The following is a 25,745-nucleotide window of genomic DNA, read 5'->3' on the forward strand; positions in this document are numbered from 1 at the left end:
CCGGTCGTCCCATCTCCTAGAGACAACCGCACCCTCGGCCTGGCAGGCTGCCTCCCATGACCTTGAAGCTGCGTTCGTTCGGCACGAGCGACCGTGGTCTGATCCGCAGCGGGAACCAGGACGCCCTGTACTCGGGCACCTGGCTCGTCGCCGTCGCCGACGGCATGGGCGGCATGGCCGCCGGCGACCTGGCCAGTGCCGTCGCGATCGACTCGATCGCCCCGCTGGACGTGGCGACCCCGGAGGAGTCGCTGGTCGCCGCGCTGCAGCGCGGCATCCAGGTGGCCAGCACCCGGATCCGGCAGGCCGTCAGCGAGGATCCGGAGCGGCAGGGCATGGGCACCACGTTGACCGCTCTGCTCTTCGCCCGCACCGGCACCTGTCTCGCCCTGGCCCACGTCGGCGACTCGCGGGCGTACCTGTTCCGGGAGGGTGTGCTCAAGCAGATCACCCGGGACGACACCTTCGTGCAGATGCTGGTCGACCAGGGCGTCATCACCCCCGACCAGGCGAGCAGCCACCCGCGGCGGGCCGTCGTCACCCAGGCGTTGCAGGGCGACGAGGTCTCCCCGTCGTACGCGACGATGGTGCCCTGGGCCGGTGACCGCTGGCTGCTGTGCAGCGACGGCCTGTCCAACGTCGTCCGCCCGGACACCCTCGCCGAGGTGCTCGCCGCGTACCCGGACCGGGCCACCTGCGCCCGCAAGCTGATCGACCTGGCGCTGCACGCCGGCGGCCCGGACAACGTCACGGTCATCGTCGCCGACGTGGTGGAGGAGTGACTTGAGGGCCGGTGTCGACACCGGCCCTAGCGACGGCGCGGGGTGGCGCGCCGGGTCGGCTCGGCCGTCGTCGGGTCCTCCGGCCACGGGTGGCGCGGGTAGCGCCCGCGCAGCTCCGCCCGCACCTGGGGATAGCCGGACCGCCAGAAGGAGGCCAGGTCGGCGGTGACCGCGACCGGTCGGCCGGCTGGCGAGAGCAGGTGCAGCCGGACCGGCACGCGGCCCCCGGCGATCCGGGGCGCCTCGCCCCAGCCGAACGTCTCCTGCAGCTTGACCGCCAGCACCGGCGCCGCCGGATCCGTGTAGTCGACCCGGATCCGGGAGCCGCTGGGCACGGTGAGCCGCTCCGGCGCCAGCTCGTCCAGGCGGGCGGCGAGCGGCCACGGCAGCAGCCGGCGCAGCGCGGCGGCCACGTCGATGCGGGCCAGGTCGGCCCGCCGGCGGGCGCCGACCAGCTCCGGCGCGAGCCAGACCGGCGCCGCGTCGAGCAGCGCGGCGTCGCCCACCTCGGGCCACTCGTCGCCGAGGGCCGCGCGGCAGAACGCCAGCCGCTCCCTGAGCGCCCGGGCCGCCGGACTCCAGGTCAGCAGGCCCAGGCCGGTCCGGCGCAGGCCGTCCAGCACGGCGGCGGCCAGCTCGCCCGGGTCGGCGTCGGTCAGCGGGCGCTCGACGAGGTCGAGCGCGCCGAGCCGGATCATCTCCCGCGCGATCACGTCCGTCCCCGACCAGGCCACCTCCCGGGACGTGGTGAGCAGCGGCCCGCCCGCCTCCCGGGCGGTCGCCTCGTCCACCGGGGCGGCCAGCCGGATCCGCGCGGACGGCGCGCCGGGGGAGCGGTCGGCCACGGCGACCGCCAACCACGCCGAGCCGGCCAGTCCCGACCCGGGCGCCAGCTCCGCGGCGGTCCCGCCGGTCATCAGGTACGCGGGACCGCCCGGCCGCCGCGCCCGGGCCAGCCGTTCCGGGTACGCCAGGCCCACCACCAGCCCGGCGGCGAGGTCGTCGGGCAGGCGCTCCCCCGGCGGGCCGGCGCCGTCCGGCACGGTGGCGCGCAGCCGGCGTACCTCTGCCCGCCAGCGTGCGGTGGTGGCGGCGTCGACACCCGCGCGGAGCCGGCGCCAGGCGGCGGTCAGGTCGTCACCCGGGCCGGTGAGCCCGTCCTCGGCGAGCAGCGCGACGACCTCGGCGGTGCGGTCCGGGCCGACCCGGGCGGCGCCGTCGAGGAGGGCGCGACCCAGCCGGGGATGGGCGCCGGTGGCGGCGATCGCCCGACCGCGCCCGGTGACCCGGCCGTCCGCGTCGATTGCCCCGAGCGTGGTGAGGGTCTCCCGGGCCACCGCGAGGGCGGCCGGTGGCGGCGGGTCCGGCAGCGCGAGACCGTGACCGTCGGGTGCGCCCCAGGCCGCGAGGTCCAGCGCGAACCCGGTCAGGTCGGCGGTGACGATCTCCGGCTCCGGCTGCGCGGCCAGCCGCTCGTGCGTCGCGGCGGACCAGCAGCGGTAGACGTGGCCGGGCCCCTCCCGGCCGGCGCGCCCGGCGCGTTGGGTGGCGGCGGCCCGGGACACCGGGACGGTGACCAGCGCGCCCAGCCCACGGGTCAGGTCCGTGCGGGCGACCCGGGCGAGGCCGGAGTCGACCACGACCCGCACCCCGGGCACGGTCAGGCTGCTCTCCGCCACCGAGGTCGCCAGCACCACCCGGCGGGGCGGGACCGCGCCGGTGTCCGGCGGGGCGGACGGTGGCCGGAGCGCGGCGTCCTGCTCGGCCGCCGGCTGCCGGCCGTGCAGCGACCCGATCGTCACCCCCGGGCGCAGGTCGGCCAGGCGACCCGCGACCGCGGCGATCTCGCCGGCCCCGGGCAGGAAGACCAGCACGTCACCGTCCTGCTCGCGCAGCGCCCGGCGGACCGTGGCCGCGACGTGGTCGAGCAGCGCCGGGTCGACCCGCCCACCACCGGGCGGGGCGACCGGCCGGGGCGGGGGCGCCCAGATCCGGGTGACCGGGTGCAGTGCCGAGGACGCCCGCACGACCGGCGCGGGCGAGGCGCCGCCGAGCAGCGCCGCGATCCGTCCGGTGTCCGGGGTCGCCGACATCCCCAGCAGCCACAGGTCGGGGCGGAGCGCCGCGCGGGCCTCCACGGCGAAGGCGAGCGCCAGGTCGGCGTCGAGGTGCCGCTCGTGGATCTCGTCGAGCAGGACGGCGTCGGTACCGGCCAGCTCCGGGTCCCGGTGCAGCCGGCGGACCAGCAGGCCGGTGGTCACCACCTCCACCCGGGTCCGCGAGCCGGCCCGGCGGTCGCCGCGCACGGCGTAACCGACCCGCTCGCCCACCCGCTCGCCGAGCAGCGTGGCCATCCGGCGGGCGGCGGCCCGGGCCGCCACCCGGCGCGGCTGCGCCACCAGCACCCGGCCGGCCACCTCGCCGGCGACGGCCAGCGGGACCAGGGTGGTCTTGCCGGTGCCCGGCGGCGCCACCAGCACCCCGGCGCCGGTGTCGCGCAGGGCCGCCAGCACCGCCGGCAGGGCCGGCCGGACCGGCAGGTCGAGGGGTACGTCGGAGAGCACCGCTGGAGTCTCGCACCGCCGCCGGGCGGCCGGTCAGCCGGCGCGTACCCCGTCGATGCCGGCCACGAAGGAGCGCCAGGCCGACGGCGCGAACGCGAGCACCGGGCCGCGCCGATCCTTGCTGTCCCGGACCGCGACCCGACCGTCCACCGTGGCCACCTCGACGCAGTTGCCGTTGCCCACACTGCGGCTGCTGGTGCGCCACTCCGTCCGGTCGAGCGCCGTCATCGCGTACCTCTCGTCTGTGCCGGCGTGCCGCACCATCGGTCACGCAAAGTTACGAGAAGCCTCCGCGAGGCGTGCCTGGGACGCCTCCGGACCGAGCGCCAGACGGCGCAGCTCCTCGTGCACAAGGCTATACCCGGCCACGTGCCCGGCCTCCTCCAGTGCCAGGCCTGTCGTGAGATTTTCCAGGTAGACCACGGTAGCGTCGGCGGCGTCGGCGAAGGTCAGGATGACGTACGGGGCACCCATCGCGGGGTGCCCGCCGGCCGAGAACGGTAGTACCTGCACGATGACGTTGGGTAACTGAGCGACCTTCGCGATGTGCGCCAACTGGTCGGCCATCACGGCGCTCCCGCCGACCGGCCGGCGCAGCACCGACTCGTTCAGCACGACCGACAGCTCCACCGGGTCGTCGCGGCGCAGCACCTCCTGCCGGCGCAGCCGCGCGGCGACCTTCCGTTCGATGCCCTCCTCGCCGGCCGTGCGCCGGAAGACCTCCCGCGCGTACGCCTCGGTCTGGAGGAGGCCGGGCACGGCCTCGGCCTCGTACGTGCGCAGCGTCGCCGCCTCCGCCTCGAGTCCGACGTAGAACTCGAACCACTCCGGCAGCACGTCGCTGTAGTTCTGCCACCAGCCCCGTTGCTGTGCGCCACGGGCGATTTCGATCAGCGCCTCGGCGTCCGCGCCAGTCACCTGGTAGAGGGCCAGGGCGGCGCGGACGTCGCGCGGCTTGATGCCGATCTGGGCGTTCTCGATGCGGGACAGGTTGCTCTTGGACATGTCCAGCTGCCGCGCGGCGACATCCAGGGTCATGCCCGCGCGCTCGCGTAGCTGGCGGAGTTCACGGGCGATCCGGCGGCGGCGGACGGTCGGGCTCGCGGTCACCCCCCGAGTCTGTCACGACAAGATCCGCAGGTCGCGCGGGTGCGAACTGCAACCTGCAGAACCGGGAGTTGCATTGCAGTTCGGCTCGGTGCATTCTTGGCCGGTTGCGATCACTGTGGACGCTGCGACGGGGAGGGACCGGTTGCGGATCGCCGACGAGTTCTTCCTGATCGCCCACAACGACATCCGGGGCAGGGCGAAGCTGCACCCGGCCGCCACCGGCCTGGGGCTCGCCGGTGGTCTGCTGGCCGAGCTGGTGCTGTACGGGCACCTCACGGTGTCCGCCGGCGCAGTCACGGTCGTCAACCGCCGTCCGCCGGCGGACGCGCTCGCCCACACCGTGCTCGACCAGCTTCTGGGCGAGTCGCAGCACCGGTCGGTACGCACCTGGCTCAGCTTCCTCGCCCAGACCGCCACGACGTCCGTCGGCGAGCGGCTGGCCCGGGCGGGCGTGCTGCGCCGCCAGGAGAGCCGCCGGCTGCTGCGGACCAGCGTCACCTACGCGCCGATGGATCCCAACGCGGCCGCCTGGCCGGCCACCCGCCTGCGGGTGCTGCTGGAGCGGTCCGAACCCCCACCCACCCTCGCCGACGCGGTGGTGCTCGGCTTGCTCACCGCGACCGGCCTCAGCCGGGAGGTGCTGTGGTCCGCCGCGCCGCGCGCCCACCACCGGCTCACCGGGCTGGTGGCCGCCCTGCCGCCGCCGTTGAAGGAACTGGTCGCGCACACCGAGGCCGCCGTCGGCGCCGCCGTGCTGCGCGGCGTCCCGTGACCCCGGAACCCCTCATCCCCTCCCCTCAACCGGAGCCGCGCATGTCCTCGTCAGCAACGATCGAAAGGCCCAGCAACGTCTCCGAGGCGCTGGCCCGTGGCCGGCTCGGCGTGCCATCGGTGATCTTCTTCGTCCTCTCCGCCGCCGCGCCGCTGACCGTCGTCGCCGGCGTGGTGACGACCGGCTACGGCGTCGTCGGCGTTCTCGGCATCCCGCTGGCCTTCCTCGCGGTCGCCGCCGTGCTCGCCCTCTTCTCCGTCGGCTACGTGGCGATGGCCCGCCGGCTGACCAACGCCGGCGCGTTCTACTCGTACGTGTCCCGCGGCCTGGGCCGGCCGGCCGGCGTCGGCGCGGCGTGGGTGGCCCTGATCGCGTACAACGCCCTGCAGGTCGGGTTGTACGGAGCCATCGGCGCCGCCGCCGAGCCGGTGCTGGACCGCCTCTTCGGCGTCACCGTGGAGTGGTGGCTGGTGGCGCTGGCCGCCTGGGCGGTGGTCGCCGTGCTGGGCGTGCTCCGGGTCGACATCAACGGCCTGGTGCTGGCCGCGCTGCTGATCGCCGAGATCGCGGTGATCCTCGTGTTCGACCTGGGCCAGCTCGGCAATCCGGCCGACGGGCAGGTCAGCTTCGCGGCGCTCGCCCCGGACAACCTGTTCGTCCCCGGCGTCGGCGCGGTGCTGGTGCTCGCGATCCTCGGCTTCGTGGGATTCGAGTCGGCCGTGGTGTTCAGCGAGGAGAGCAAGGATCCACGCCGGACGGTGCCGATGGCCACCTACCTGTCCATCGCGATCATCGCCGCGGTCTACGCGCTCTCGTCGTGGAGCATGACGGTCGCGGTCGGCCCCGACCGGATCGCCGAGCAGGCCGGGGAGCAGAGCGTCGCGCTGATCTTCAACCTGGCCGGCGAGCACCTCGGCGACACCGTGGTCACGATCGGCCAGGCGCTGTTCCTGACGTCGGTGGTCGCCGCGATGATCTCGTTCCACAACACCACCGCCCGGTACGCGTTCGCCCTCGGCCGGGAGCGGGTGCTGCCGGCGGTCTTCGGGCGGACCTCGCCGCGCACCGGCGCGCCCCGGGCGGCGTCGCTCGCGCAGAGCGCGCTCGGTCTGGTGGTGATCCTGCTGTACGCGGTCAACGGGTGGGACCCGGTCGTGCAGCTCTTCTACTGGTGCGGCACCAGCGGCGGCTTCGGGGTGCTGCTGCTGATCGCGACGACCTCCGTCGCGGTGATCGTCTACTTCGCGCGCAGCGGCGTCGCCGAGACGCCGTGGCGGCGGGCGGTCGCGCCGGGAATCGCCGCGCTGGCGCTGGCCGGTGTGGTCACCCTCGCCGTGATCAACTTTGCCGATTTGCTCGGTGTCGCGCCGGACCACACGCTGCGCTGGGCGGTCCCGGTGGCGTACCCGGTGGCCGCGCTGCTCGGTGCGGTCTGGGCCCTGGTGCTGCGCTCGAACCGGCCCGACACCTATGCCCGGATCGGCCTCGGCGCGGAGAGCTCCGCCGCCGCGGTCCTGCCCGAGACGGCGCCGGGTATGGAGCGCACGGAGGTGCGGCGGTGAGCGACGTGCCGGTCGAGCGCCTGGGCCCGGCGGAGACCCGGCTGGTCGCCGAGCGGATCGCCGAGGCGTTCCTGGTGCTCGACGCGCCGCGCTGGCTGGTGCCCGAGGAGGACCGGCGGGAGAAGGTGCTCGCCGGGCAGTTCGAGATCGTGGTCGACCACGCCATGCGGCACGGCCTGGTGTTCGGCACCGCCGACCGGGCCGGGGTCGCCGTGTGGTTTCCCTCGGTGGGCGACCCGGCGCCGCCGCCGGAGGACTACGACGCCCGGCTCGCCGCGGCGTGCGGCGCGTACACCGAGCGGTTCGCCCACCTCGACGAGCTGTTCGCCGCGAACCACCCGCACCCCGATCACCACCACCTGGCCCTGCTCGCCGTCCGGCCGGACCGGCAGGGCCAGGGGCTCGGCAGCACCCTGCTGCGGCACCACCACGCCTGGCTGGACGCCAACGGGCTGCCGGGTTATCTGGAGGCCGCCAGCGAGGTCGGCGTCAAGCTGTACAGCAAGCACGGATACCAGGTCCGCGAGCCGTTCCGGCTGCCCGACGGTACGCCGTTCTGGCCGATGTGGCGGGAGCCGCTGAGCTGAACGGAACGGGGTCCCGGTCCTGGTGGGGCCCCGTCGACACCGCCGGCATGACACGACGGTGGCCGGGCCCGCCGACCCGGCCACCGTCACGCCGCTGACTCAGTACGTGCCGTCCAGCTGCCCACGCAGCTTGGTCAGCGCCCGGGCCAGCAGCCGGGACACGTGCATCTGGGAGACACCGATCTGCTCGGCGATCTGGGACTGCGTCAGGTTGCCGTAGAAGCGCAGGGTGAGGATCTTCTGCTCGCGCTCGTCGAGGGTGGCGAGCGCCGGGCCGAGCGCGACCCGCAGCTCCGCCAGCTCGAACTCGCCGTCCTCGTTGCCGAGCAGGTCGCCCAGCTCGGTGGCGCGGTCACCGTCGCCGGTCGGGGTGGAGAGGGACACCGCGTTGTAGGCGCGGGCACCCTCCAGGCCCTCCAGCACCTCCTCCTCGGTGAGCTTGAGGTGAGCGGCGATGTCGGCGACCGTCGGCGAGCGGCCGAGCGTCTGGAGCAGGGTGCTGTTGGCGTCGGAGATGGCCAGCCGCAGCTCCTGGAGCCGGCGGGGGACCCGGATGTCCCAGGTGCGGTCCCGGAAGTGCCGCTTCAGCTCGCCGATGATGGTGGGGATCGCGTAGCCGGCGAAGTCGACTCCACGGGAGGGGTCGAACTTGTCGATCGCCTTGATGAGCCCGACCGCCGCGGTCTGGGCCAGGTCGTCGGTGGGCTCGCCGCGCCCGCTGTAGCGGTGCGCGAGGTGGTTGGCGAGCGGCAGCCAGGCCTCGATCGCCCGGTCGCGGAGGGCGGCGCGGGACGGGTGGTTGGCCGGCAACGCGGCCATCGCGTTGAGCAGGTCGGCGGCGCTGTCGGTGAGCGCGCGCGGGTCGAGCTTTCCGGTGGCGCTCGGTGCGGCCGTCGTCGCGTGGTCGCTGATCGTTGGCGCGGTCATGGGTGGTCCTCCCTGCACCTCGTCCGCAGACAAAAGACGTGACGCTTTGGTTTAGCTACAGATGTACGTTCGGAAGTCACCTTAGCCCGATCGTCTTGGCAAAATCTAGCCGAACGGCTGATGTACTTAAGGGATCCCGCGGGATGTAGAACGCAAAAGCGGATGAAACTTCATCAGGTTGTGAGGCTGATCATCCACTTCTTCGTCCGAGTGGCCCTGGCCCAGACGTCGGTACCGGTCAACCGGACGGTCCGCGACCGGCGTCGGGCGGTCGGCCGGGGGTCACACGACGGGCTTCCGGTGTCGACTTTCCGTCCTTGTCCCGCTGACAGGACCAGCCGTAGCGTCGCGGGTGACAGCAGTCGTACGGAGGCATCGTGCTGGACCCGTCCGCCCCGCAGCTTGTGGTCAACTGCCGCACGCTCTACTTCAGCTGGCTGCCGGCGGATCCCGACGCGGTGGCGGCGACGGTGCCCGCCGGGCTCCGGCCCCGCCCGGACCGGCAGGTCTTCATGAACCAGTACGTCGTCGACGACGCCAGCCAGACCTCCGGCTTCGGGGCGTACTCGCTGGCCTACCTGGGCGTCTCGCTCGTCGGCGTGGACGCGCCGGGTGGGGAGAGCCCGGGCGGCTGGTGGACGCACTACGTCACGTCGAGCGAGCGGGTCCGGCAGTACGCCCTCGCCCGGGGCGCGCCGGCACTCCGGGGCCGGACCGTCATCGGCAACGAGGACGGCCTGCTCGTGGCCGAGACGGAGATCGACGGCGTGCCGGTGATCCGGGCCCGCTGCCAGATCGGCGAAGCCGGCCGGATGGTGAGCAGCGGCCACCACCGCTACTTCACCTCCCGGAACGGGCGGCTGCTCAGCTCCGTCTTCCCGTACGTCGCCGAGCCGGTCACCCCGTTCGTGATCGAGTCGGTGGAGTTCCTGGCCCCGGCCCACCCGATCTACGCCCTGCGTCCGGAGAACCCGCTCACCATCGGGTTCGGCTTCTACGCCCCCCGCGCGTCGTTCGCGTACCCCGGCGGGCTGACCGAGCACGTGTCCGGTCCCGAGCCGGTCGGCGTGGGCGCGACCCGCGAGGTCCCGGCGCTCCGGGCCGCGAGCGGCCTGCGGCCCGGTTCGTAGCCCGGCGGCGCGCCGAAGCGCGCGGGTGGACCAGGGCGGCAGGGTTGCAGCCGTCCCGGCGGGGGCGTACCACCGTCGCAACGCTCCGACCATCGAGCGGCGCCGAGCGGCGCGCCTGGGCAGCCGGACCGCCGTTTGCCGCTTCGCCGCAAGTTACCCGTCCGGCAAGGTTTCCGCTGGTCCATACGGGTAACTCAGACCTCGGGGTCGGCACGTTCGCCAGCGGAGCAGAACCACGTCCGGGTGCCACGCCCTGCCGAGTCGGACGACCGGAACCCCGCGCGGGTGCCCGGCCCGCCGGCCTGACCGGCGGCCGTCCCCACGGCACACATCCACCGATCTTGACGCGACACACCGAGGAGGCCACACCATGCCCGGCGAGACGACGAACTCCGTGACCGACTACCGCGAGCAGGCGGTCGAGAGCGAACGGGGGGCGCTGGTGGCCGTGTTGGTGATGGTGATCCTGGGCGTCGCCGGCATATTCGCCGTGTCCTGAGGCGGACCTTGACGGCGGGTGCCCCGGGCGGGGCACCCGCCGTCACGTGCCGGTCAGGGGCGCGGACCCGACCCGTCGGTGTGCGGGAGCCGCTTCGCGGGGATCACGCCGAGCCGTCCGGCCTGGAAGTCCTCGAAGGCCTGGATCAGCTCGTCACGGGTGTTCATGACGAACGGGCCGTAGTGCGCCACCGGCTCGCGGATCGGCTGGCCGCCCATGATGTACAGGTCCAGCGCGGGCGTGCGGGCGTCCTGGCGGGCGTCCGCGGCGAACCGCAGGGCGTCACCGGGCCCGTGCACGGCCAGCTGACCGGTGTGGAAGGGCCGTTGCTCGGCGCCGACCCGCCCGCGCCCGCCCAGCACGTACACCAGCGCGTTGAAGTCGGGCCGCCAGGGCAGGTCGACCTGCGCGCCCGGCTCCACCGTCACGTGGGTGACGGTGATCGGCGTGTGGGTCGAGCCGGGCCCGCGGTGACCGGCGATCTCACCCGCGATCACCCGCACCAGCGCCCCGCCGTCCGGCGTGGTGAGCAGCGCCGACTCCCGGCCGCGGATGTCCTGGTAGCGGGGCGGGATCAGCTTGGCGACCCGGGGCAGGTTGACCCAGAGCTGCGTGCCGTGGAACAGCCCGCCGCTCATCACCAGGTGCTCCGGCGGTGCCTCGATGTGCAGCAGGCCGCTGCCGGCGGTCATCCACTGGGTGTCACCGTCGGTGATGGTGCCGCCCCCGCCGTGCGTGTCCTGGTGGTCGAAGACGCCGTCGATGATGTACGTGACGGTCTCGAAGCCCCGGTGCGGATGCCACGGCGTTCCCTTCGGCTCGCCCGGCGCGTAGTCCACCTCGCCCATCTGGTCGAGGTGGATGAACGGGTCCAGCTCGCTGAGCGGCACCCCGGCGAATGCCCGGCGCACCGGGAAGCCCTCGCCCTCGTACCCGCTCGGCGCGGTGGTCAGCCGGCGGACCGGCCGGTAGGTGGTGGCCTCGTCGAGCCGCGGCAGGCGGGGCAGGACGAGGACGTCGTCGACGGTGACGGCGGGCATGGCGGGCTCCTTAGCTCTCGCTGGGGCGGGCCGACCGTTCGGCGCGCAGCCGGCGGCCGAGCCGGTCGAAGATCCGGGTGAGGGCGGCGACCTCGTCCTCGTCGAGGTCGTCCATCAGGTGCGTGCGGACCGACGCCAGGTGGTGCGGTGCCGCCTCGCGCAGGGTCAGCAACCCGGCGGCGGTGAGCACCGCCTCGCTGCCCCGCCGGTCGTCCGGGCAGGCCTCCTTGGCGACCAGGCCGCGGCGCTGCATCGAGGAGATCTGGTACGTCAGCCGGCTGGGGGAGAAGACCAGGCGGTTGGCCAGCTCGCCCATCCGCAGTCGCTGCCCCGGCGCCTCGGAGAGCAGCACCAGCACGTGGTAGTCGGCGAAGCTGAGCGCGCTGTCGGCGCGCAGGTCGTCCTCCAGCTGGGTGAACAGCCGCTGGCTCGCCTCGATGTACGCCCGCCAGGCGGCCAGTCGGTGCGGCTCCAGACTCTCGGTCACGCTCCCGAGAGTAGCACTACTTCAAATTTTGAGTAAAGATCTCGTTGGCTGCTGTGCTGAGTGCCAATGGCAGAGTCCAGCCGCATTCGTCGGGATTTGAACGGTCGTCGTCGCACACGCCGACGCACCCCGGGCGCGGTCGCGACCGGGGTGCGTCGTTCGTGCTCGGCGGTCAGCCTCGCTCGTGCTGTGGTGCCGGCATGTGCATCCGGCCCAGGAGCTGGCGGGCCTGCTCGGCGTACTGCTGGTCGACGATGACGGCGTACTGGCTGGCACGCAGCGAACTGGCCGACGTGAAGTCGCGCCGGCCGCCGGTCATCGCGTGCGCGACCGCCCCGAACACGGCACCCCAGATCGCACCGATCACCAGACCGGCGAGGACCACGGCGAACCAGTTGCCCGTTGTGAAGATTCCGAACAGCAGTCCGATGAAGAGACCGAACCACGCGCCCGAGCCGGCCCCGACCAGCGCCGCCCGCCCGGTGGTCATCCGCCCGAGGACGGTCTCGACCAGGGTGAGGTTGGTCCCGACGATGGCGGTGTGCTCCACCGGGAAGCGGTTGTCGGCCAGATAGTCCACGACGCGCTGCGCGGACGGGTAGTCCGGGTACGAGCCGATCGTCACGGTCGGCGGGCCCATCCCCGGCCCGTTGCCGTCACCGCTCGGGGGCGAGGGGTGACCGGCGGGACCGGACGGGAAGGTGTCGCCGCCCGGCATCCCGGGACGCCAGGCGGAGGTGGGGCTCGACGGTGTGGTCATTGGGTCTCCTCCTTCGTCAACGACACACGTTCCCCGTCGACGGGTGCGCGTAACGCCGGTGGAGAGCCTGTTGAAAAGGGGGCCCCTCCGCTCCGCCAGGCGTTGCGAAAGGGCCCCTTCCCGGCAGCTCAGCAGGGGGTGCCGTTGAGGGTGAACGAGGTGGGGACGGGCAGGGTGGCACCGGTGTAGGTGCCCTGGAAACCGAGCGAGACGGTGCCACCGGTCGGCAGGGCGGCGTTCCAGGCGGCGTTGCGGGCGGTGATCTGGTCGCCGGACTGGCTCCACTCGCCGTTCCAGCCGTTGGTCAGCCGGACCCCGGCGCCGGCGGTGAAGGCGAGCGTCCAGCCGTTGAGGGCGCTGCCGCGGTTGGTCACGCGCAGCTCGGCGGTGAAGCCGCCCGGCCACGAGTTCGGCGTGAACGTCACCGTGCAGCCGCCGGTCGGCGGGGGAGTGGTGGGCGGCGCGGTGGTCGGGGGTGCGGTGGTGGGCGGTGCGGTGGTCGGGGGTGCGGTGGTCGGGGGTGCGGTGGTGGGCGCGCCGGTCGTCGGTACCGGGCCCGCCGCGATCGCCAGGTCGTACGCCCGCTGCGGCACGAACTGGCCGGCCGCCGCGATGCAGCCGTCGGCCTCGCCGGGCAGCTTCACCCAGAGGAACGCGTCGATGGCGGCGTCGCCGGTGTTCGTCGTGCTGGGCGTGCCGATCGCCCGGCCGGGCGGGTCGCACCACTCCGAGCCGGCCGGCCCGTTGCCGTTGCGGCTGGTGTCGATGACCGCCTTGAGCCGGGACACTCCGGTGGCGGCGATGATGGACTTGGCGTACGCGACCTCGTCGGCCGTGCGCCGGTAGTTGGAGACGTTGAGCGAGATGCCGTCGGCGCTGTTGGCGATGTCCGCCCCGACCAGCCGGGACGCCGCTTCGCCGGGGGCGAGCCACGCCGAGTGCCCGGCGTCGAAGTAGACCTTGGCGGCCGAGGAGCCGGCCTTGAGCTTCTTGCCGGCGTACGCCATCGAGGCCTTCGTCTCGGCCTGCTGCGCGGCGTTCTGGCAGCTGGTCATGATGGGCAGCACGTCGGGCTCGAGGATGATGGTGGCCGGCCGTCCGGCCAGCCCGGCCGCGACCTGGTCGATCCACTGCCGGTAGGTCGCGTGGTCCGGCGCGCCGCCGCTGCTGGCTCCGCTGCAGTCCCGGTTGGGGATGTTGTAGACCACGAGGATCGGGATCTTCCCGGCCGCGGCGGCCGCCCCGACCAGGGCGTCCACCTCGCCGCGTACGGTCGAGGTGTTGGTCCGGGTGAACCACCGGCCCTGTGGGACGGACGCGATCCGGTCCCGGATGACGGCCGCCCGCGGGTCGCTCGGGTTGGCGGCCACCCAGGCGGCGGCGGCAGTGGCCGGGTCCACGTAGAAGGCGGAGTCGGCGGCGGCCGCCGCCGGGGCTCGGACCAGCCCGACGGCGAAGGCGCCGGTCACGGCGAGGGCGGTCGCGGCGACGGCCGCGAGCGTCGATCTGGCTCGCATGAAGTCTCTCCCTGTATCGACGGTTAACTCTGGAAGCGCTCCCACGTATGGCCGTCAAACTACGGGTTCATTGCCGCCCTGTGAAGAGCCTTGGCCGAAGGAAGGGAACCTCGGCGACGCCGGGCGGTGTGGAAGAGGTCCTCTCCGGGCACCCCGCCGGGCGGGTCGGACGGCGCAGAATGGCGGCATGCAGCTGGTCATCACCGCCGACACCCACGTACCGAAGCGGGCGCGGGACCTGCCGGCGCCGCTCTGGGCGGCGATCGACGCGGCGGATGTGGTGCTGCACGCGGGGGACTGGGTCGACGAGGCCCTCCTCGACGCGATGGCCGCCCGGGCCCGCCGCCTGGTCGGCGTTCACGGCAACAACGACGGTCCGGCGCTGCGCGCCCGGCTGCCGGAGGTCGCCCGCGTCGACCTGGCCGGGCTGCGGGTGGCGGTGGTCCACGAGACGGGGCAGAAGGCCGGGCGCGAGGCGCGCTGCCAAGCCCGCTTCCCGGACGCCGACCTGCTGGTGTTCGGCCACTCCCACATCCCGTGGGACACCGTCGCCCCGAACGGGCTGCGGCTGCTGAACCCCGGTTCCCCGACGGACCGACGCGCCCAGCCGTACGCCACCTACCTGACCGCCCGTGCCACGGCCGGACGGCTCGTCGACGTCGAACTGCACCGCCTGCCGCGGCGCTGAAGCCGCGCGGGGCCGGGCGCCGGCACCCGCCGGCCCGGGCCCGGTTCACCGGCCGCGGCCGTGGGTCAGGGGGTGGCGGGTTGGGGGGCCAGCGGGGTCGGGGAACGGGTGGGGGTGCGGGTGCCGGCGTGGTCCAGCAGCTGCATCACCGGGGTGGCGGCGATGCCGTGCACCACGACGGAGACCACCACGACCAGGCCGACCGTGGCCCACAACAGGTCGGCGCGCGGAAAGTCGGCCTTCGTGGTGGCGTACTCCAGGTAGTAGAACGAGCCGACGCCGCGGATGCCGAACAGGGCGATCACCCAGTGCTCGGCCGGGCGGCCCGGCGCACCGCGCAGCGACAGCCACCCGACCAGCGGACGCACCACGAACACCAGCGCCAGACCCACCGCCGCGGCCGGCCAGGTGAGCGGACCGAGCAGCCCGCCGACCACCGCACCGCCGAAGAGCAGCAGCAGCAGGACCGTGAGCAGCCGCTCCACCTGCTCGGCGAAGTCGTGCAGCACCGAGTGGAACTCGTGGGTACGCTCGGCCGCGCGGATCGCACGCGCGGCCACGAAGACCGCCAGGAAGCCGTACCCGCTCACCACTTCCACGAGCCCGTACGCGAGGAACGTGGCCGCCAGCGCGAGGAAGCCCTCGGCGTGCCGAGCCAGCCGCAGGTGGCTCGGGGCGCGGAAGAACAGCTTGCCGAGCAGCCACCCGACCAGCCAGCCGCCGCCCACCCCGGCGAGGATCTTCCACAGCAGGTCGACCGTCACCCAGTGGGCCAGCCAGTCCGCGGGGGCGAGGCCGGTCGCGGCGACGGCGATCGCGGCGTACACGAAGGGGAAGGCGAGGCCGTCGTTCAGCCCCGCCTCCGAGGTGAGGGCGAAGCGCACCTCGTCCTCGCCGTCCTCGAGGTCGGTCGGCTCGCCGACCTGCACGTCGGCGGCGAGGACCGGGTCGGTGGGGGCGAGCACCGCGCCGAGCAGCAGCGCGGCGGCCGGGACGAGACCGGCCCACCACCAGCCGAGCAGCGCCACCGCCGCGATGCACACCGGCATGGCGATCGCCAGCAGCCGCCAGGTCGACGACCAGCGGCGCCAGCTCAGCGGCCGGTCGATCTTCAGCCCGGCCCCCATCAGGGCCACGATGACGCCGATCTCGGCGAGGTGGGTGGCCACCTCCCGGTGGCGGAGTGGGTCCGGTTCGGGCAGGCCGGCCGGAAGAAGGAAGATCAACATGCCCAGGCCGAGGAAGGCGATCGGCATGGACAGCGGGCGGCGTTCGAGCACGCGCGGCAGGATCCCCGCCAGCAGCGCACCCAGGCCCACCACCGCGAATGCGACGTCGAACGGCTCCACGGCACCACCTCTCCGGCGCGCCCGTGGCGTACGGGCGGCGGGCGAGAAGTGCCCCCGACGCCCGTTCGCTATTCCTGTGTCGCCCTGTCGGGTTCAGGCGGCTGCCGCTCGGTCACCCCCGGCCCAGGCGGCTGCCGCCCCGTCGCCTCCGCTGGCGGTCAGCGTGGTACGGCGAGTGGCGAGTCGGCCAAGGTGTCCAGCAGCGCGGCCGGGTCCTCGTAGACCGCCACCGCGCCCGCGCCGGCCAGCTCGCCCCGGCTGGTGCCGCCGCAGGCGAGGCCGATGCAGGGGATTCCGAGCTTCCCGGCGGCGGCCACGTCCCAGACCGAGTCACCGACGAAGACCACCCGGGCGGCGTCGAGACCGGACTGCTCGAGCGCGGCCCCCAGGATGTCCGGGGCCGGTTTGCTCTCCTTCGCGTCGGCCGACGAGGTGACGGCGTCGATGACGTCGTCCGCGCCCAGGGCCCGGCGCAGCGCCCCCACCTCGTGCTCGGCGGCCGAGGTCGCCAGCACCACCCGCAGCCCGCGGTCCGCGCAGGCCCGCAGCAGGTCGGCGGCCCGGGGGAGCGGCTGCAGCCGCTCCCAGTACTCGCCGTAGAGGGTGTCGTGGGCGTCCCGCAGCGTCCCGTCGGCGCCGCGGTCCCGCTCCGGCCCGAGCAGGTGATCCAGCAGCTTGTCCGAGCCCATCCCGATCGCCCGGTGGATGGTCGCCATCGGCACCGGCCGCTCGGCCTGGCGCAGCGCCTCCCACCAGCTCACGGTGTGCAGGTACGGGGTGTCGACCAGGGTGCCGTCCACGTCGAACAGGACCCCGGAGGCGTTGTCGTGCGGCATGGGCGTCCTTCCTACCCGCCGGGGCGGGCCCGACGCCCGCCGTCGCCGATCGGCGGGCCCGGCGCCCGCGGTCACCGGCCGGGGAGGAGGATCTCGAACCAGACCGTCGAGCCCCGGACGGTGGGATCCGTGCCCCACGCGTCGCTCAGCTCCTCGATCAACCCGAGCCCCCGGCCCCGGCTGCTCAACGTGTCGGTCTGCGCGCGGGTGACGGTACCCCGGGTGCCCGAGTCGGCGACCGACACCAGCAGCCGCTCCGCGCTCAGGTCGATCTCGACCCGGGCGGCGGTGCCCGCGTGCAGCAGGGCGTTCGTGGTCAGCTCACTGGTGCACAGCACCGCCGCTCCGACGATCGACTCCGGCACCTGCCATTCGACGAGCTGCCCGGTCATCCAGTGGCGTACCCGGCTGGGCGCCGTGGGCTCCGCCGGCACCTCCATGCTCGCCGACCGGCTCGGCCGCAACGCGTGCTCGACCGCCAGCACGGCGACATCGTCCTCGGTGGCACCGGACACCGCGGCGGTCGCGACCGCGCACAGCGCACGCGGGTCGGCGCTGCCGGCCGCCGCCACCGCCGTCGACAGGGCGTCCAGGCCGGTGCCCAGCCCCTGGCGGCGCCGCTCCACCACGCCGTCGCTGAACAGCAGCAGCGTGTCGCCGGGGGAGAACCGGAGGGTGGTGGTCGCCGCCCGGTAACCCAGACCGAGCGGGGCGCCCGTGGGCACGTCCGCGTACTCGGCGTACGGTTCGCCGGCGGCGGTGCTCCGGCGGACGAGGGGCGGCGGGTGGCCCGCGCTGGCGATGGTGAGCCGGTGCCGGTCGGCGTCGATCACGCCGAGCACCACCGTGACGAACAGCTCGTGCGTGGCCCCCTCGGCACCCAGGCTCGTCACGAGCCGGTCGAGCCCGCCGAGCACCGCGTCCGGCCGCGGGTCGGCCAGGGCCAGGGCCCGCAGCGCCGCCCGGACCTGGCCCATCCGGGCGGCGGCCTGCACGTCGTGCCCGGCGACGTCGCCGAGCACCACCGCCAGCCCGCCGGTGGGCAGCAGGAACGCGTCGTAGAAGTCACCGCCGGCGGCATTGCCGTCGACACCGGGGTCGTAGCGGGCGGCGATGCGCAGCCGGGGCAGGTCCGGCAGGTGCGCCGGGAGCATGCTGCGCTGCAGGAGCTGGGCGGTGCCGTGCTGGGTCTCGAACCGGCGGGCCCGTTCGGCCGCCTGGCCGATCAGCTCGGCGGCGGCGTACAGCAGCGCCCGCTCGGCGGGCGACCAGGGGTGCGTGGCCTGGTAACCGACGGTCAGGCCGCCCCGCAGCGCCGCGCCGCGCAGCGGCACCACGGCCAGGGCGCGGATCTTCTGGTCGTGCCGGTCGACCGCCATCTCCCGCAGGGGTTGGCCGTCGTCGGTGAACCGGGACACCCCGTCGCGCGCCGCGGCGACGACCGGTGCGGTCGAGTCCGCCCGGAAGCGCCGCCACAGCGGCGGGAGCCGCTCGTCGGCCTCGTCGATCAGCTCGCCCCGCAGGCGGCGGACCATCCGCCAGCCGCCGCCACCCTCGTCGACGGCGAAGGAGACCCGGTCAGCGTCGAACGAGGCGAGCGAGTGGCGTAGCGCGACCCGCGCGACGTCGTCGAGCGTGAGCGTGCCGGCGAGCGCGGCGGCCAGGTCGCTGAGGCTCTGCAGCTGCCGCGTGACCTGGGTGGTCTCGGCGGCCACGGTGAGCACGCCGACGATCCGGCCCCGGCTGTCGTGGACGGCCGAACAGCCCCGCGTGAAGACGGCGTGCTCCACCGCGCCGGCGCGGCGCCGCCGCAGCGGCATCGTGGTCTCCCGCTCGAGAAACGACTGGCCGGTCCGGTAGGTGTGCTCGATGGCGTCCCCGAAGCCGGGCCGCTCCCACAGCTCCGGGAACACCTCCGCGGCCGGTCGCCCGATCGCCTCCGGATGGCGGTCGCCGATCAGGTCGGCGTAGCCGTCGTTGTAGAGCAGCAGGAACTCGTCGCCCAGGGTGAGGACCATCGGGACCGGGGAAGCGAGCACCAGCTCGGCCGCCGCGCGGACGGCCGGGTCCCAGCTGGGCCACGGGCCGAGGGCGGTGCCGGCCCAGTCGTGGCCGGCGACGCTGGCCGCCGCTCCGGCCGGAGCGGACGCGCCGGAGACCGGTGCTGGCGGCGTGGGCACCTGTCCGACCGTTCCTGGCATGACCGCAGCCTAACGGGAGCCTTCACCGGTACGTTCCGATCATGCGGCGAGCCTCGCAGCGCGGCTACGTTTGTGCAGCTCAGGGCCGGTCTGCGACCACCTGTCGGGAAAAGCGGGGGACCGGGACGGCGTGCCGGTGCGGTGACCGGGTATGCGCGCGGCGTAGACCATGCGACAGGAGGGACGTCATGCCGGAAACCCTCGCGGCCAGGCAGGTCGACATTGGCAACGCCTGGGCCGACTTCTGGAGGTCGGTGCTGCTGTTCATACCGAGAGCAATCGCGTTCATCGCGATCCTCGTGATCGGATGGCTCGTCGCCAGAGCCGTCCTCAAGGTCGTGGACACGGTGCTGGAACGGGTGAACTTCGACCGCGCGGTGGAGCGCGGCGGCATCAAGAAGGCGTTGGAACGGACGAAGTACGACGCCAGCGACATCCTGGCGAAGCTCGCGTACTACGCGGTGCTGCTGTTCACGCTGCAGTTCGCGTTCGGTGTCTGGGGGCCCAACGCGATCAGCGACCTGATCAGTGGCGTCGTGTCCTGGCTGCCGCGGGCGTTCGTGGCCATCGTGATCATCGTCGTGGCCGCCGCCATCGCGAACGCCGTCCGCGACCTGGTGACCGGCTTCCTGGGCGGCCTCTCGTACGGCCGGATCCTGGCCAACCTGGCGGCCGTCTTCATCCTGGCGCTCGGTGTGATCGCGGCGCTGAACCAGGTCGGCATCGCCACCACGGTCACCACGCCGGTACTGATCGCGGTGCTCGCGACGGTCGCCGGCATCCTGATCGTGGGCGTCGGCGGTGGTCTGGTGAAGCCGATGCAGGACCGCTGGGACGGCTGGTTGAACCGGATCAGCGAGGAGTCCCGTGCCATGCAGCAGAACCGCCAGGCGCAGGGCGCCGGCCGCAGCGACGTCGAGCGGCAGATGGCCGACCGGACCGGGGCGCAGCCGACGCCGGCGCCCGAGTCGAGCATGGCCGGTGGGCGCGGCACCTACCAGTCGGGAAACGTGAGCGACGAGACGCAGCAGTTCCGCCGCTGACCGCCGACCACGCGAACGGAGGGTGTCCGCCCCGGCGGGCACCCTCCGTCGTGCCGGCGGGGAGCGGTCGCGGGGGCGTCGGCGCAGGGCGGGGGGAGCGGTCGCGGGGGCTGCCGGGTCAGAGCGGAGGCAGCGGCGCCGGCTTCGGGGCGCCCAGCGACCGGGCCAGGGCGGCGACCGCGAGCAGGCGGGTGACCAGCCAGTCCGGCGCCGACCAGTCCACCGGACCGGCCGGCAGGTGCCAGTCGTGCTCCAGCGCGGCGGCGCGTACCCCTTCGGCGTAGCCGGCGAGCGCGGCCGCCGTCAGCGGCCGGCGGTCGCCGCCGAGGCTGTCCCGGACGGCCGCGGCGTGCTGGTCGACCAGCGCGAGCAGCCCCGGTCGCGCGGCGGCCGCCGCCAGCCCGTCGGCACCCACGGTCGCGAACAGGGCGGCCAGCGTCGAGCGGGCGGCCCCGACGGCGGTACGGGGGGTGACCTGGTTGAACGGCACGCGCATGGGGAACGAGGCTAATCGGCCGGACCGGCCGTCGACCTCGGCCGGTCGGCGGTTTCTGCTCCTCAACCGGTTGGTCGACCGGGCGGAGGTATCGACCGGGTACGGGCCGGGCAGGAAAGAGCGCCCGGAGCGGCACGCCGAGCACGCGGAGGTAGGGATGGCGCCAGACCTGGACGGACCGGACGAGCGGCACCGGCGGCCGGCCGGGGTGAGCGACGGGACGGTCGCCGCACTCGGCAAGCTCAGCGAGGCGCTCGAGTGCGTCGAGCGGGTACGCGGCCACCTGTACTCGCTGCACCAGCTCGTCGGGCACGCCGACCTCATGCTCGACGACGCGGTGGAGCTGTTCCGGGCCGCCGGCCACGACGCCATCGCCGACCGGATCGACACCGAGCTGCTCGGCCGCAACGTCATCGCCGGCCGGTGGACGTTCCAGATCGTGGAGGACTTCGACGACGGCTACTACGCGCTCTTCCGGGACGTCGACCGACAGGCCCGGGAGGCGCTGGCCGGCGGCCGTCGGCACCTCTACGAGGCGGAGATGAAGGAGCGGCGGCGTACGCGGGGCCGGCCGGGTCACGAGGCGCGGCCCGGCGCGGCCGGGTGACGCCGGCCCGGGTTCAGTCGCGGGAGCGGGCCTCGGCTGGGCGTCGGCGGGCCGCGTCGTCGGCGATGATCACGGTGGCCACCATCAGCGCGACGCAGAGGCTGAACAGCCAGGAGCTGTCGGAGACCAGCTTGGCCGAGACCGGGGCCTGGACGGCGGCGAGCAGGAAGCCGAGCCAGGCGAGGCGGCGCTGACGGGTGGAGAGGATGCCGTTGCCCTGTTGCATCCCGAAAGTCTTGCGCGCGGCACCGGGGTTGCCGTCAGCCGAACGGCCGATTCTGGCCGAGCTGTCCGCATTCCCGTCTGTACGGACGGTGATTTCCGTACCGACGGGGGAGGTCGGGCGGCCAGCGGCCGAAGCGCGTCGACCGGCCGCCGCGACGAGCGTCACATGCTGTCCGGGCCGGTCCGTCCGGTCGTCGAGGGGCGGTACGCCCGGTCCGGGTCGGTCGGCTCCCGGCCGGCGCCGGCCGCTTGACCGCCGCGGTCGGCCGCCTCCGGCCCGTGCCCGAACGCGGCCTCCTCGCCGGCGTCGTTGCCGGTCACGTCGTCGGCCTGGCCGTCCAGCGTCGAACGGGCGACGGCCCGGTCCAGCTCCTGGAGCGGGGTCCGCTCCTCGTCGCGCCACACCCTGTTCTCGTCGGTCATGCCTCCTGCGGTACCCGACGCCTACCGCACGAAACCCGGTACGGCGACGGCCGCCGGCGGGTGCCGGCGGCCGTCGTGAGTCGGGATCGGGGGTCAGGGCTGGGGGCGGTCGACCTTGCCGCGCCAGGCGCTGGTCTCCTGACCGCGCCGCTCGATGAACTGCTTGAACCGCTGCAGGTCGCCCTTGGCGCGCCGGTCGACGACACCGAGCTTGGCGCCGGCCTGCTCGATCGCACCGTGCGGCTCGAACTCGAGCTGCAGGGTGACCCGGCTGCTGTTCTCGTCGAGCCGGTGGAACGTGACCACACCCGCGTGCTGCGTACCGCCGGTCGAACGCCAAGCGACCCGCTCGTCCGGCAACTGCTCGGTGATCTCGGCGTCGAACTCGCGCTTCACGCCGGCGATCTCGACCGTCCAGTGGGTCATCGTGTCGGACAGCTGGCGTACCTCCTGCACGCCCTCCATGAAGTTCGGGAACTCCTCGAACTGGGTCCACTGGTCGTACGCGGTGCGCACCGGGACGGACACGTCCACGTGCTCCATGACGCCTTTCATCCGGGCTCCTCCTCTCCGCCGGCGGTCAGGTCCGGATCGCGGGGGGATCCGGTCACCAGCGGGTCGTCTCGTTCTTGTGGCCGAGCGCCGCCCAGACCTCCGAGACCGTCTGGTAGCGGGTGCCCTCGGGCAGGCGCTCCAGCTCGGCGACGATGTCGGCCGGCGCGTCGTTGTCGCGCGCGTTGGCGACCAGGGACTCCCGGTCGCCGGGCAGCGCCGACAGCGTGATGAAGCGGCCGAGCCGGCTGCGCTGCTCGACGTCCGCGGAGCTCATGCCCTGCGGGGCGCCGCTGCGGTACTCGCCGGCAGGGGCCGTGGTCGGCTCCGGCTGGTCCTCGCCCGCCGGCTCCGGCACCCGGGCCTCGTCGACCCGCGAACCACCGGTCCCCGGCCCCTGCACGAGGCCGCTGACCTCGCGGCTCATCTGCTCGTCGAGCCTCGGTCCGTGCTTGCTGCTGCCACGTTCCATGCCTTCTGCGCTACCCGGTGGGGTCCCCGGTAAACCGGCCGGAGATCACGTGGCGGCGGGCGCCTTGGGCGGCAGCACCGGCTCCGTCGGGTCCTCGGCGCCGGCCTGCAGCGCCCGGCCGCGCTGCAGTTCCGCGTTGATCTGGACGCCCAGCATCAGTGCGGAGTTGGACAGGTAGAGCCAGACCAGGAAGGCGATCACCGCGCCGAGGCTGCCGTACGTCACGCTGTACGAGCCGAAGTTCGCCACGTACAGGCCGAAGCCCGCCGACGCGACCGCCCAGGCCAACAGGGCGACCGCCCCGCCCGGGGTGAGCCAGCGGAACCGGGGCTGCTGGACGTTCGGGGCGATCCAGAACAACAGGCTCAACAGCGCCATCATGATCAGAGCCAGCACCGGCCACTTGACGATGCCCCACACCGTACGGGCCAGCCCGCCGGCGCCGATCAGGTCGCCGACCGCGTCGGTCACCGGCCCGCTGACGATCAGCCCGACCGCGACGATCGCCAGCAACAGCAGCGACACCGCGGCGAGCCCGATCTGCAGCGGTCGTAGCCGCCAGAACGGCCGCCCCTCGTCGACCCCGTAGACCCCGTTCGAGGCGCGGGTGAACGCGCCGATGAACCCGGAGGCCGACCACAGGGCGCCGAGCAGGCCGAAGCTCAGCAGCACACTCGCGCGGCCCTGCTCCGCGACGACCTCCCGGACGACGCCGACGAAGCCCTCGTTGGCCACCACCGAGCCGGCGCCCAGGTCCCGGGCCAGGTCGAGCACGGTGTCCACGGTCCGTTCACCCTCGGAGACCAGGCCGACCAGGGCGACCACCACGATGGTGGACGGGAAGAGCGCCAGCACGCCGTAGTAGGTCAGCGCCGCCGCCCAGTCGGCGCAGTTGTCCCGCAGGAAGTTCCGGGCGCTGCGCACCAGCACACCGCGCCAGGTCCGCCAGCTCAACTGCCGGACCCGGCGGGGCAGGCGCAACCGTGCCAGCTCGTCGAGGGTCGCACCGGGCTCCGCCGCCGTCATGCCCGCTCCCTTGCCCCTGGCCGCCGGACGTCGGGGTACCTCCGGTGTCGCCGCGCTCCGCCGGTACCCCGGCCCGAAAATCGACAAACCCGGCACCCGGTTTGCCGGTCGGCCGTGGGGGAACGGTCAAACCAGAGGCCATCGACGCGGAGGAGGACGAGATGCCCGGGCGCGAGGACATGCCCAGCACGCTGCGACGCTCCCCGGACAAGGCGCAGCGCACCTGGGAGAAGACCCACGACTCGGCCGTGCAGACGTACGGCGAGGGGGAACGGTCCCACCGCACCGCCTTCGCGGCGGTCAAGCACCAGTTCGAGAAGGTCGGCGACCACTGGGAGCCGAAGGGCCGCAAGGGACCGAGCGACCGGCAGGCCGCCGGCGGCGGACCGCAGCGCCGCGCGCCGACGGCGGGCGGCGTCGACGCGAACGCCACCAAGGACCACCTGATGCAGGTGGCACGGAAACTCGACGTGCCCGGCCGGTCCCGCATGACCAAGCCGGAACTGGTCAAGGCGATCGAGAAGGCCAACAACCGGGCGACCGCCAAGGCCCGCGAGAAGGGCCGGAACCGCTGACCGTGATGCGCGGAGGGGCCGTCCCGGATCCGGGACGGCCCCTCCGGCATACGGCTCACCAGTGGCCGCCGCCGGGGGCCTCGATGTGGACCGCCTTCGTGGCGGCGAACTCGTCCAGCAGCTCCGGGCCGTACCCGAAGCCCTGGCCACTGCCGCGGCGCGGATGTGCGGCACCGCCCGGCGCCCCGCCGAAGACCGCGTTGATCTTCACGGTTCCGACCGGCAGCTCCCGCCAGGCGCGGTGCGCGTGGCTCATGGAGCCGGTCAGCACGGTCGCCGCCAGCCCGTACGGCGAGTCGGCGGCGCAGCGCAGCGCCTCGGAGAACGAGTCGACCACCACGATCGGTGCCACCGGCCCGAAGGTCTCCGCACGGACGAGGGGCATGTCGTGCCGGCAGTCCGCGACCACGGTCGCCGGGTAGAACGCGCCCGGCCCGTCGGGCAGGGTTCCGCCGGTACGGAGCCGCGCCCCCTCGGCGACCGCCGCCGTGACCTGACCGTGCACGTGGTCGCGGTGCCGCCGGTCGACCAGCGGGCCCAGTTCGGTCGCCGGCTCGGCGCCGGGGCCCACCCGCAGCGCCTGAGCCCGCTCGACCAGGGCGTCGGTGAAGTCCTCGGCGACGTCGCGGTGGACGTAGACGCGCTCCACCGCGACGCAGATCTGCCCGGAGTTGGCGAACGCGCCGACCGCCGCCTGCCCCGCCGCCCAGACCGGGTCCACGTCGCCGTCGACGATGAGCGGATCGCTGCCGCCGTTCTCGAGCAGGACCTTCGCGCCGGTCCGGGCCGCCGCGGCGGCGATCGCGCGGCCGCTGGCCGTCGAGCCGACGTGGGCGACCACGTCGACCGGCTGGGCGGCCAACGCCGCGCCCACCTCGGGCCCGCCGGTGAGCAGCGACAGCACCCCGGCCGGCAGCGCCCCGTCCAGCGCCTTCGCCAGCAGCCAACCGGTCGCCGGGGTCCGCTCGCTCGGCTTGTAGAGCACCACGTTGCCGGTGACCAGGGCCGCGCCGAGCAGGCCGCAGGAGACCGCCACCGGGTCGTTCCACGGGGTGATCGCGGCCACCACGCCGCGCGGCTGCGGGGCCATGAAGTCGATCGCGTGAGTGCCCCCGTGCAGGGTCCGCCCGCCGCGCACCGGGGCGAGTTCGGCGTACTGGCGCAACGTGCCGATGCCCGCGTCCACCCCGCCCCGGGCGTCGCCGAGCGGCTTGCCCATCTCGGCGGTGGTGGCGCGGGCCAGCTCGTCGGCGACCGCCGCCACCGCGTCCGCCGCCCGGTGCAGCGCGGCGGCCCGCTCCGCCGGCGGCGTGGCCGCCCAATCCGCGGCGGCTCCCCGGGCCGCCTCCACCGCCTTGCCGACCTCGTCCGCCGTCGCCATCGGCACCGAACTGACCGGCGAGCCGTCGGCGGGGTCGTGGACGACCAGTTCGCCACCCTCGCCGCCCGCCCCCCACACTCCACCTATGAGTTGCGCAACCGTGTACATGCGGCAGTGGATGCCCCGGCCCGCCG

General features: G+C 74.1%; 28 protein-coding genes. 10 read left to right on the plus strand and 18 right to left on the minus strand.

The genetic code is table 11. The annotated features are described in order from the left end of the window. Positions 1 to 56: 56 nt before the first annotated feature. The gene (locus tag EV376_RS15245; protein ID WP_130323815.1) at positions 57 to 782 is read left to right on the plus strand and encodes a protein phosphatase 2C domain-containing protein; all 726 of its coding nucleotides are present in this window, start codon (positions 57 to 59) and stop codon (positions 780 to 782) included. 26 nt (positions 783 to 808) lie between these two features. Here EV376_RS15245 and hrpB read toward each other — a convergent pair whose 3' ends face one another. From hrpB to EV376_RS15260, 3 genes are read right to left on the minus strand one after another with little or no spacing between them, the layout of a single operon-like run. Then, entirely contained in the window at positions 809 to 3,346 is a 2,538-nt protein-coding gene (gene hrpB, locus EV376_RS15250; protein ID WP_130323817.1) for an ATP-dependent helicase HrpB, read from the minus strand. A gap of 33 nt (positions 3,347 to 3,379) precedes the next feature. After that, on the minus strand, positions 3,380 to 3,574 hold the full coding sequence (locus EV376_RS15255; RefSeq protein ID WP_130328675.1) for a DUF397 domain-containing protein: 195 nt from the start codon (positions 3,572 to 3,574) through the stop codon (positions 3,380 to 3,382). Positions 3,575 to 3,613: 39 nt separating this feature from the next. After that, on the minus strand, positions 3,614 to 4,456 hold the full coding sequence (locus EV376_RS15260) for a Scr1 family TA system antitoxin-like transcriptional regulator (RefSeq protein WP_130323819.1): 843 nt from the start codon (positions 4,454 to 4,456) through the stop codon (positions 3,614 to 3,616). 142 nt (positions 4,457 to 4,598) lie between these two features. On the opposite strand from EV376_RS15260, the gene EV376_RS15265 reads away from it, so the two are divergent. From EV376_RS15265 to EV376_RS15275, 3 genes are read left to right on the plus strand one after another with little or no spacing between them, the layout of a single operon-like run. Continuing rightward, positions 4,599 to 5,228 (plus strand): GOLPH3/VPS74 family protein, encoded by a 630-nt coding sequence (locus EV376_RS15265; RefSeq protein WP_130323821.1) that lies wholly within the window; start codon positions 4,599 to 4,601, stop codon positions 5,226 to 5,228. A gap of 41 nt (positions 5,229 to 5,269) precedes the next feature. Further along, the gene (locus EV376_RS15270; RefSeq protein WP_130323823.1) at positions 5,270 to 6,790 is read left to right on the plus strand and encodes an APC family permease; all 1,521 of its coding nucleotides are present in this window, start codon (positions 5,270 to 5,272) and stop codon (positions 6,788 to 6,790) included. Continuing rightward, positions 6,787 to 7,377, plus strand: coding sequence for a GNAT family N-acetyltransferase (locus EV376_RS15275; RefSeq protein WP_130323825.1), 591 nt, complete (start codon positions 6,787 to 6,789; stop codon positions 7,375 to 7,377). The genes EV376_RS15270 and EV376_RS15275 overlap by 4 nt, the downstream gene beginning before the upstream one ends. A 99-nt stretch (positions 7,378 to 7,476) precedes the next feature. Here the strand turns inward: EV376_RS15275 and EV376_RS15280 are convergent, their stop codons facing one another. Continuing rightward, complete coding sequence (locus EV376_RS15280) at positions 7,477 to 8,304, minus strand: SigB/SigF/SigG family RNA polymerase sigma factor (RefSeq protein ID WP_130323827.1); 828 nt, start codon at positions 8,302 to 8,304, stop codon at positions 7,477 to 7,479. 377 nt (positions 8,305 to 8,681) lie between these two features. Between EV376_RS15280 and EV376_RS15285 the strand changes: the two genes are divergently transcribed. Both EV376_RS15285 and EV376_RS30895 read left to right on the plus strand, forming a co-directional pair. Beyond that, positions 8,682 to 9,434, plus strand: a complete 753-nt coding sequence (locus EV376_RS15285; protein WP_130323829.1) for an acetoacetate decarboxylase family protein — start codon at positions 8,682 to 8,684, stop codon at positions 9,432 to 9,434. Between the two features lie 370 nt (positions 9,435 to 9,804). Then, a complete protein-coding gene (locus EV376_RS30895; RefSeq protein ID WP_486482647.1) occupies positions 9,805 to 9,933 on the plus strand; it encodes a hypothetical protein in 129 nt (42 codons plus the stop codon). A 53-nt stretch (positions 9,934 to 9,986) separates the two neighbouring features. Here EV376_RS30895 and EV376_RS15290 read toward each other — a convergent pair whose 3' ends face one another. The 4 genes from EV376_RS15290 to EV376_RS15305 form a co-directional block, all read right to left on the minus strand. Further along, the gene (locus EV376_RS15290; protein WP_130323831.1) at positions 9,987 to 10,973 is read right to left on the minus strand and encodes a pirin family protein; all 987 of its coding nucleotides are present in this window, start codon (positions 10,971 to 10,973) and stop codon (positions 9,987 to 9,989) included. A gap of 10 nt (positions 10,974 to 10,983) precedes the next feature. Next, positions 10,984 to 11,460 carry a MarR family transcriptional regulator gene (locus EV376_RS15295; RefSeq protein ID WP_130323833.1) on the minus strand — a complete coding sequence of 159 codons (477 nt, stop codon included), beginning with the start codon at positions 11,458 to 11,460 and terminating at the stop codon, positions 10,984 to 10,986. Positions 11,461 to 11,632: 172 nt separating this feature from the next. Continuing rightward, positions 11,633 to 12,100 (minus strand): YflT domain-containing protein, encoded by a 468-nt coding sequence (locus EV376_RS15300; protein WP_486482900.1) that lies wholly within the window; start codon positions 12,098 to 12,100, stop codon positions 11,633 to 11,635. 248 nt (positions 12,101 to 12,348) lie between these two features. Beyond that, positions 12,349 to 13,737 carry a glycoside hydrolase family 6 protein gene (locus EV376_RS15305; protein WP_130323837.1) on the minus strand — a complete coding sequence of 463 codons (1,389 nt, stop codon included), beginning with the start codon at positions 13,735 to 13,737 and terminating at the stop codon, positions 12,349 to 12,351. A gap of 187 nt (positions 13,738 to 13,924) precedes the next feature. Between EV376_RS15305 and EV376_RS15310 the strand changes: the two genes are divergently transcribed. Beyond that, positions 13,925 to 14,425 carry a YfcE family phosphodiesterase gene (locus EV376_RS15310; RefSeq protein ID WP_130323839.1) on the plus strand — a complete coding sequence of 167 codons (501 nt, stop codon included), beginning with the start codon at positions 13,925 to 13,927 and terminating at the stop codon, positions 14,423 to 14,425. Positions 14,426 to 14,490: 65 nt separating this feature from the next. Here EV376_RS15310 and EV376_RS15315 read toward each other — a convergent pair whose 3' ends face one another. From EV376_RS15315 to EV376_RS15325, 3 genes are all read right to left on the minus strand, one after another. Then, positions 14,491 to 15,774 carry a cation:proton antiporter domain-containing protein gene (locus EV376_RS15315; protein ID WP_130323841.1) on the minus strand — a complete coding sequence of 428 codons (1,284 nt, stop codon included), beginning with the start codon at positions 15,772 to 15,774 and terminating at the stop codon, positions 14,491 to 14,493. A gap of 158 nt (positions 15,775 to 15,932) precedes the next feature. Next, positions 15,933 to 16,610: an HAD family hydrolase gene (locus EV376_RS15320; RefSeq protein WP_130323843.1), complete on the minus strand. Its 678-nt coding sequence runs from the start codon at positions 16,608 to 16,610 to the stop codon at positions 15,933 to 15,935. 71 nt (positions 16,611 to 16,681) lie between these two features. After that, a complete protein-coding gene (locus EV376_RS15325) occupies positions 16,682 to 18,811 on the minus strand; it encodes a SpoIIE family protein phosphatase (RefSeq protein ID WP_130323845.1) in 2,130 nt (709 codons plus the stop codon). 188 nt (positions 18,812 to 18,999) lie between these two features. On the opposite strand from EV376_RS15325, the gene EV376_RS15330 reads away from it, so the two are divergent. Beyond that, entirely contained in the window at positions 19,000 to 19,854 is an 855-nt protein-coding gene (locus EV376_RS15330) for a mechanosensitive ion channel family protein (protein WP_130323847.1), read from the plus strand. Positions 19,855 to 19,972: 118 nt separating this feature from the next. Here EV376_RS15330 and EV376_RS15335 read toward each other — a convergent pair whose 3' ends face one another. Beyond that, positions 19,973 to 20,350 (minus strand): DUF6401 family natural product biosynthesis protein, encoded by a 378-nt coding sequence (locus EV376_RS15335; protein WP_130323849.1) that lies wholly within the window; start codon positions 20,348 to 20,350, stop codon positions 19,973 to 19,975. Positions 20,351 to 20,507: 157 nt separating this feature from the next. On the opposite strand from EV376_RS15335, the gene EV376_RS15340 reads away from it, so the two are divergent. Further along, entirely contained in the window at positions 20,508 to 20,957 is a 450-nt protein-coding gene (locus EV376_RS15340) for a hypothetical protein (protein ID WP_130323851.1), read from the plus strand. Positions 20,958 to 20,970: 13 nt separating this feature from the next. On the opposite strand, the gene EV376_RS15345 is transcribed toward EV376_RS15340, so the two are convergent. The 5 genes from EV376_RS15345 to EV376_RS15365 form a co-directional block, all read right to left on the minus strand. Next, a complete protein-coding gene (locus EV376_RS15345) occupies positions 20,971 to 21,183 on the minus strand; it encodes a hypothetical protein (RefSeq protein WP_130323853.1) in 213 nt (70 codons plus the stop codon). Positions 21,184 to 21,344: 161 nt separating this feature from the next. Then, a complete protein-coding gene (locus EV376_RS15350) occupies positions 21,345 to 21,605 on the minus strand; it encodes a hypothetical protein (protein ID WP_130323855.1) in 261 nt (86 codons plus the stop codon). 93 nt (positions 21,606 to 21,698) lie between these two features. After that, the gene (locus EV376_RS15355) at positions 21,699 to 22,160 is read right to left on the minus strand and encodes an SRPBCC family protein (RefSeq protein WP_130323857.1); all 462 of its coding nucleotides are present in this window, start codon (positions 22,158 to 22,160) and stop codon (positions 21,699 to 21,701) included. 52 nt (positions 22,161 to 22,212) lie between these two features. Then, on the minus strand, positions 22,213 to 22,629 hold the full coding sequence (locus tag EV376_RS15360; protein WP_130323859.1) for a DUF2795 domain-containing protein: 417 nt from the start codon (positions 22,627 to 22,629) through the stop codon (positions 22,213 to 22,215). A gap of 45 nt (positions 22,630 to 22,674) precedes the next feature. After that, positions 22,675 to 23,655: a YihY/virulence factor BrkB family protein gene (locus tag EV376_RS15365; protein WP_130323861.1), complete on the minus strand. Its 981-nt coding sequence runs from the start codon at positions 23,653 to 23,655 to the stop codon at positions 22,675 to 22,677. A 161-nt stretch (positions 23,656 to 23,816) separates the two neighbouring features. Between EV376_RS15365 and EV376_RS15370 the strand changes: the two genes are divergently transcribed. Then, entirely contained in the window at positions 23,817 to 24,230 is a 414-nt protein-coding gene (locus EV376_RS15370) for a ChaB family protein (RefSeq protein WP_130323863.1), read from the plus strand. Positions 24,231 to 24,285: 55 nt separating this feature from the next. On the opposite strand, the gene EV376_RS15375 is transcribed toward EV376_RS15370, so the two are convergent. After that, positions 24,286 to 25,719 carry an aldehyde dehydrogenase family protein gene (locus EV376_RS15375; protein WP_130323865.1) on the minus strand — a complete coding sequence of 478 codons (1,434 nt, stop codon included), beginning with the start codon at positions 25,717 to 25,719 and terminating at the stop codon, positions 24,286 to 24,288. Positions 25,720 to 25,745 lie beyond the last annotated feature (26 nt).

Source organism: Micromonospora sp. CNZ295 (genome assembly GCF_004217535.1).

What these genes read in the sequence shown, in the direction of transcription:
- EV376_RS15270 (WP_130323823.1), top strand. Translation starts at nt 5,270, where the DNA reads ATGTCCTCGTCAGCAACGATCGAAAGGCCCAGCAACGTCTCCGAGGCG.
- EV376_RS30895 (WP_486482647.1), top strand. Translation starts at nt 9,805, where the DNA reads ATGCCCGGCGAGACGACGAACTCCGTGACCGACTACCGCGAGCAGGCG.
- EV376_RS15340 (WP_130323851.1), top strand. Translation starts at nt 20,508, where the DNA reads ATGGCGCCAGACCTGGACGGACCGGACGAGCGGCACCGGCGGCCGGCC.
- EV376_RS15280 (WP_130323827.1), bottom strand. Translation starts at nt 8,304, where the DNA reads ATGACCGCGCCAACGATCAGCGACCACGCGACGACGGCCGCACCGAGC.
- EV376_RS15360 (WP_130323859.1), bottom strand. Translation starts at nt 22,629, where the DNA reads ATGGAACGTGGCAGCAGCAAGCACGGACCGAGGCTCGACGAGCAGATG.
- EV376_RS15350 (WP_130323855.1), bottom strand. Translation starts at nt 21,605, where the DNA reads ATGACCGACGAGAACAGGGTGTGGCGCGACGAGGAGCGGACCCCGCTC.
- EV376_RS15330 (WP_130323847.1), top strand. Translation starts at nt 19,000, where the DNA reads ATGCCGGAAACCCTCGCGGCCAGGCAGGTCGACATTGGCAACGCCTGG.
- EV376_RS15305 (WP_130323837.1), bottom strand. Translation starts at nt 13,737, where the DNA reads ATGCGAGCCAGATCGACGCTCGCGGCCGTCGCCGCGACCGCCCTCGCC.
- EV376_RS15255 (WP_130328675.1), bottom strand. Translation starts at nt 3,574, where the DNA reads ATGACGGCGCTCGACCGGACGGAGTGGCGCACCAGCAGCCGCAGTGTG.
- EV376_RS15370 (WP_130323863.1), top strand. Translation starts at nt 23,817, where the DNA reads ATGCCCGGGCGCGAGGACATGCCCAGCACGCTGCGACGCTCCCCGGAC.
- EV376_RS15320 (WP_130323843.1), bottom strand. Translation starts at nt 16,610, where the DNA reads ATGCCGCACGACAACGCCTCCGGGGTCCTGTTCGACGTGGACGGCACC.
- EV376_RS15365 (WP_130323861.1), bottom strand. Translation starts at nt 23,655, where the DNA reads ATGACGGCGGCGGAGCCCGGTGCGACCCTCGACGAGCTGGCACGGTTG.
- EV376_RS15325 (WP_130323845.1), bottom strand. Translation starts at nt 18,811, where the DNA reads ATGCCAGGAACGGTCGGACAGGTGCCCACGCCGCCAGCACCGGTCTCC.
- EV376_RS15345 (WP_130323853.1), bottom strand. Translation starts at nt 21,183, where the DNA reads ATGCAACAGGGCAACGGCATCCTCTCCACCCGTCAGCGCCGCCTCGCC.
- EV376_RS15375 (WP_130323865.1), bottom strand. Translation starts at nt 25,719, where the DNA reads ATGTACACGGTTGCGCAACTCATAGGTGGAGTGTGGGGGGCGGGCGGC.
- EV376_RS15335 (WP_130323849.1), bottom strand. Translation starts at nt 20,350, where the DNA reads ATGCGCGTGCCGTTCAACCAGGTCACCCCCCGTACCGCCGTCGGGGCC.
- EV376_RS15310 (WP_130323839.1), top strand. Translation starts at nt 13,925, where the DNA reads ATGCAGCTGGTCATCACCGCCGACACCCACGTACCGAAGCGGGCGCGG.
- EV376_RS15245 (WP_130323815.1), top strand. Translation starts at nt 57, where the DNA reads ATGACCTTGAAGCTGCGTTCGTTCGGCACGAGCGACCGTGGTCTGATC.
- EV376_RS15355 (WP_130323857.1), bottom strand. Translation starts at nt 22,160, where the DNA reads ATGAAAGGCGTCATGGAGCACGTGGACGTGTCCGTCCCGGTGCGCACC.
- EV376_RS15290 (WP_130323831.1), bottom strand. Translation starts at nt 10,973, where the DNA reads ATGCCCGCCGTCACCGTCGACGACGTCCTCGTCCTGCCCCGCCTGCCG.
- EV376_RS15300 (WP_486482900.1), bottom strand. Translation starts at nt 12,100, where the DNA reads ATGGGCCCGCCGACCGTGACGATCGGCTCGTACCCGGACTACCCGTCC.